The 5,837-nt window shown below is 51.6% G+C and carries 4 protein-coding genes; all 4 read left to right on the top strand.

From position 1 onward, the window contains the following. On the top strand, positions 1 to 515 hold a 515-nt coding region (locus ACJ2PR_RS34720; protein ID WP_446880466.1), incomplete at its 5' end, for a PAS domain-containing protein. Beyond that, positions 410 to 1,471, top strand: coding sequence for an ATP-binding response regulator (locus tag ACJ2PR_RS34715; RefSeq protein ID WP_446880467.1), 1,062 nt, complete (start codon positions 410 to 412; stop codon positions 1,469 to 1,471). The genes ACJ2PR_RS34720 and ACJ2PR_RS34715, both read left to right, overlap by 106 nt. Positions 1,472 to 1,821: 350 nt before the next feature. Beyond that, positions 1,822 to 5,118, top strand: coding sequence for a two-partner secretion domain-containing protein (locus ACJ2PR_RS34710; RefSeq protein ID WP_446880465.1), 3,297 nt, complete (start codon positions 1,822 to 1,824; stop codon positions 5,116 to 5,118). A gap of 59 nt (positions 5,119 to 5,177) precedes the next feature. Next, the coding region (locus ACJ2PR_RS34705) for a tetratricopeptide repeat protein (RefSeq protein ID WP_446880464.1) at positions 5,178 to 5,837 on the top strand (660 nt) is incomplete at its 3' end.

Below are 5,837 nucleotides of genomic sequence, written 5' to 3'. Positions count from 1 at the left end.
ACACCGGAGCCAGCCCCGAACAAACAGAAGGGGAAGGCTGGAGTACGATTTTGCACCCCGATGATGTCGAGAGAACGGTTCCCATTTGGCAAGAATCATTGAGGACGGGAGAATTTTACAATGTCGAATATCGATTTAGACGCGCTTCTGACGGTCAATATCGCTGGCACATCGGGCGTGCCTTTCCTCTGCGAGATGAAACCGGACAAATTATCAAATGGTTTGGATCTTGCACCGACATTCACGATCAAAAATGTGCCATTGAGGAGCGCGATCAAGCGTTAGAGCGAGAGCGATCGACCCGCGCCCAGGCCGAAACCGCCAACCGCATCAAAGATGAATTTCTCGCCGTTTTGTCTCACGAATTGCGGGCAGCTTCGCTGTGCCGAAGGCAACGCCTCTCAATCCCATTCTCGGTTGGACAAAGCTGCTCAAGGGCGGCAAATGTGACGAGGCAATGCGCGATCGAGCGTTGGATATTATCGAGCGCAACGCCAAACTTCAGTCCCAATTGATCGAAGATTTGCTCGATGTTTCCCGCATTCTCAGAGGCAAACTCAAGCTGGTTTTTGCGCCCGTGAATCTAGTCACGACGATCGAAGCCGCGTTAGAAACGGTGCGGTTGTCAGCGCAGGCAAAAAACGTCGCGGTGAGATTTTTGGTGGACTCCCCAGAAACCATGACATCAGGTGACTTTAATCGGTTGCAGCAGGTGATCTGGAATCTGCTTTCAAACGCGGTCAAATTTACGCCCGAAGCCGGACAGGTGACGATTCAACTCGCGGCTGTAGATTCTTTGGCTCAAATCACGGTTACCGACACCGGAAAAGGCATTTCTCCCGAATTTTTGCCCCACATCTTCGAGCAATTTCGGCAGGCAGACAGCAGCACCACGCGATCGTTTGGCGGATTGGGACTGGGACTGGCGATCGTCAAACAACTCGTCGAGCTTCACAATGGCACCATTCAAGCGGCGAGTCCGGGTGAGGGAATGGGGGCGACTTTCACAGTTAAGCTTCCTTTGCTAATTAAAGAATCTACGCCTGCGTTACCTGTGTCATCTTTGGTTTGTTCGTCTACTCAACCGCTTTGCGCCCTCAAAATTTTGGTTGTGGATGACGATGCAGACTCGCGAGAAATTCTCAATTTTGTGCTGCAAGAACAGGGGGCGATCGTCACTACGGTTTCTTCGGCAAGCGATGCGCTGACGGCTCTATCTCACAGTCTGCCGGATGTGATTCTCAGCGATTTGGGAATGCCGGAAATGGATGGATACAGTTTGATGCGACAGGTGCGGGCGCTGCCTCCAGAGCAGGGCGGTAACATTCCCTCTATTGCGGTGACGGCCTATGCGCGCGCAGAAGATCGAGACGAAGCGATCGCAGCAGGCTTTCACGACTATTTGACGAAGCCGACCGATTCAGTGGCGCTGGTAATGGCGATCGCAGCCCTAATCGGCGGAAACAGGTGAAGATTGCAACAACTCGGCAGTAGATTGATGTGAGGTCGATGAATTTGCTTTGTTCTCTAGTCATTTAGCGTCCTCAATCCTCTACTCTGAAGACCTTCAAGATCAAAATCTTGATTCAAAATCTTCAAACGGAAACTTTCGGGGCATCCCAAATCAGCAACTCCTCACGGGTATCTCGAACGCGCAGCAAAGAATTTTGTCGAATTCGTATCAAATTTGACAGATCAGACAAAAATCTGAATGTGGCAAAAAGATTGTGAGATTTTGCGGATTTGTGCATTGAGAAGCGCATCTTATGGGTGTGCGTTATTCTTGTTGAAAAACAAAAGTTCCTGAAAGGCTGGTTACGCTTGCTATTCCCCAATTCTTTCCTTAATCTTATTGACTCGATCGCCTTCAAAAACAGTGGGGCGATGGCGCTGATGATGGTCTGTTTTTTTGCTTCGGTGGCTCGATCGCAGGTCATTCCTGACAACACGCTGCCTAACTCGGCGATCGTCACCTTTGACGGGCAAGAATATCGCATTACCGGAGGCACGATCGCCGGAGAAAATCTCTACCAAAGCTTTGAAGAATTCTCGCTGCTGAGGGGGCGATCGGCCTACTTTGACACCGATGCGAGGACACAGACGATTATCAGTCGCGTGACCGAAAAGCCTTCTCTGATTGACGGACTGATTCGCACGAATGGATCGGTCAATCTGTTTTTGCTCAATCCTAATGGCATTACGTTTGGCGACAATGCGGCTTTAGAAGTGGGCGGATCGTTTTTTGCCAGTACTGCCCCGTTTCTCAAGTTTGAAGATAACAGTCTGTTTAGTGCTGCCAGAACTTCAGAAGCTCCATTGTTGAGTGTGAGGCTGCCGATCGGGATTCAACGCGGCGTTAGCTTACCTGAACCTTTGATCAATCGGGGAAACTTAACCACGGGACAGAATTTAGATTTGATTGGAGGTACGATCGCCAATACAGGAAATTTATCGGCAGGTAATCAACTCACGATCACGGCTTTAGACAAAGCAACTTTTGATAACAGTACGTTGAGCGCCTTTTCGGATCTGGCAATCGTGGCTGATGCCATCTTGCTCAACAGTTCTACGCTGTCTACAACGGTTCTCGCCAATCAAATTAGAAATGCTGGAAATATCTGGCTCAAAGCAGGAGAAATCATCATTTCTGATTCGCAATTATTGACCACTGTGAACCAGAGCGCGATCGGAGCCGCAGGCAAAATTCAAATCGATGCCGATCGTCTACAAGTACGCCAGCAGTCTATTCTTCGTTCTGATAGCGCCAACGTGTTGACTAACTCCAATACTCCAACTTCAGGAATTACTATCAACGCCAAAACGGTCGAGATTTTAGAAAAAAGTGAACTGCAAACGACCACGATTGGAAATGGGATCAGCAGTCCACTCCCCAACCAAGGCGCGAATGCTGGAGCGATTGAAATTAACGCAACCGACGAAATCACGATCGCTAAAGGCAGTGTATTACTCACAGGCACAGATTTAACCGCTACAGGTAATAGTGGCGACATCACCCTCAGCGCTAACTCGATCACACTGCAAGACAACGTGATCCTATTTTCTGTAACCAGTGGGTCGGGGAATACAGGCACGGTCACTCTCAACGCGATCGATGCCCTGAGACTCGATAAATTTGCCGTCGTCGGAACGTCAACAGGACGCGGCTCAACGGGCATCGGAGGCGATTTGAATGTCCAGGCAGGATCGCTCTTGATCACTGAGCAGTCAGGGCTAACCGCCGGAACGTCAGGTGTTAGAAAATCTGGAAACGTCAATGTACAAGTTGCAGGCACGATTGCACTCGACAACAACAGTTTGATCACCAATTTTGTGACTTCAGCAGGGCAAGCAGATGGGGGAAATATCGATCTATCTGCCCGATCGCTCTCACTCGGCGATCGTTCTCTGATCTCGACCAGCGTTTTGGGACAGTTCTCGATTATCAACGATCAGGGAGTTCTGTTGCAGACGATTTCACCCGGACAGGGCAATGCGGGAGATATTAATCTTCGCCTGGGTGATCGACTCGCTTTATCAGGAGGCAGCACGATCGCGAGTCAAACCGGGCCGCGTGTGGTGGGGGCGGGTGGCGACATTAATATCAGCAGTGCGTTGCTCTCGGTCGCTGACAAAAGTTCGATTATTGCAGGCACGGCCGGATTGGGAGATGGCGGAAACATCACGATCGCCGCAGACCAAATCAAGTTGAGAGACCTGCCAACCCCAACAAATGGCATCATCGGAGGCACGATCGCCAGCGCAGTCGGCAGCCAAGCGATCGGCAACGGCGGCAATATTATGCTGACCACGGATGCCCTCTCAATGCACGATCAAGCGCTAGTCACCACCCAGAGCGACGGACAGGGCAACGCCGGAAATATTCGAGTTACAGCCAATACCTTTGAGGCAACCAATGGCGCACAATTTCGCACCAACACTTCCGGAAGCGGACAGGCCGGAGATATTTACATCGCAGCCCGCGATCGCATCCAACTTCAAGGCAATGGAGTCGTCGAACCGCTAGCCGGGGTCATTGCGTCAGCGATCGTGCGAGGCAGAAAAATTTCTTTCCAACCGCCCCTCACCCCTCAAGACGGAGAACGAATTACGATTCCCACTTCTAGCGGTCTGCTACAAACCACGGCCCAGAAGGTTTCGGAGATTGGCACGACTCAAACGGGACTGTTTGCCAGCACGTCAGCCAGTGCGACCGGAGCCGGGGGAAACGTCTTTGTCGAAACCCCTCAACTCACCGTCAACAATCAGGCGATCGTCTCCATCAGTAATTGGGGCAGTGGACAAGGCGGAACGCTGGTGATCAATTCAGACAACATCGCCGTGAATCGGGGCTTATTATTCGCCAGCACGCTACAAGGAAAAGGCGGAAGGCTCTCGATCAACACAAACAATCTCACCCTCGACAACAGTTTGATGATTGCAACAACCGATAGTTTTGACGGGGCAAACGTTACGCTTTCGATTCGCGATTTGCTGTTGATGCGGCGAGGCAGTCAGATTACAGCACGGGGCTACGACGCGGGCAACGGTGGCAATATCGACATTCGAGCAGGCTTTATTGTGGCAAAAACGTCCGAAAATAGCGACATCAGCGCCAACAGCTTTCAAGGACGCGGCGGCACGATTCGTCTGAATGCCCGATCGATTTTAGGGCTAACCTCTCGATCGCAGTTAACGCCCTTCAGCGACATTACGGCCAGTTCAGATCTCGGAATCAATGGCGTTGTGACGATCGACACCTTTCCGCTTGATCCCAGTCAAGGAACGAATCCCCTGCCCAATGAGATTATTGATGTGACTCGTGACGTGATTCAAACTTGTGCACCGCGATCGCGACTCAATAGCTTTGTGACGGCCGGACGAGGCGGCTTGCCCCCGACACCGAGAGAAGGGATACAGGGAGCCGGATGGATCGATTGGAGGACTGAGCAAACGACAACCTCAACCCCTTCGACGATCGCGACTCCCGTTCCGACCCCTTTGATCGAGGCCACAGGCTGGAGGATCGCCCCTGATGGTTCAGTGAGTTTGATCGCCACCGAGACTTCTGTGAGTCAGTCCCCTATCAATTGTCAGTCTGCTCAGTCATTAGGTCATTGAGAAGTATGTGGATGTGGATACGATCGAGGTGTCTTTTTTTCAAAAGGCTGCTTAGAAAGGTGCCTCTGGGACTAATTCTCTGTTTTTTGGTGGGCGGCACAATTCCAGGAACGGCGCACATGGCGATCGGCATTCCGGTCTCGGTGCCTGCGGTTTCAGTCCAACCGCTCATTCAGATGGGGCAAACGCTCTATCAGACAGGTCGGTTTTTGGACGCGGCCAACGTCTGGGAAACTGAGGCAAATCGCCTGCAACGATCGGGAGACACCTCCAATCAAGCCCTGATTTTTAGCTATCTGGCGCTCACTTATCAGCAGCTTGGCCGCCAACTGCAAGCGACTCAAACGCTGCAACAAGCGATCGCGTTGCCCGCTTCTCCACTCACTCGCGCCCAAATTCTCAACACTCAGGGCCAACTCTATCTGACGCAAGGCCAGCCCCAAGCGGCTCTCAAAACCTGGCAACAGGCAGAAAACCAGTATCGACGCATGAAAGATTCGACGGGCACGATCGGCACCCAACTCAATCAAGCCAAAGCGCTGCAAGCACTGGGATTTTATCGTCGCGCCCGCACCCAATTAGAGCAGATCGAAGCGGCGTTGCAAAACGAGTCAGAGTCTTCGCTCAAGGCGGTGGCTTTGTTAAATTTGGGCAATGTATTGCGGGTGTCGGGCGATTTGGCTGCGTCAGAAAGAGTCTTGCAGAAGAGTCTGGCGATC

Source organism: Phormidesmis sp. 146-33, from assembly GCF_052939515.1.
This window is presented reverse-complemented; position numbering and strand designations above follow the sequence as displayed.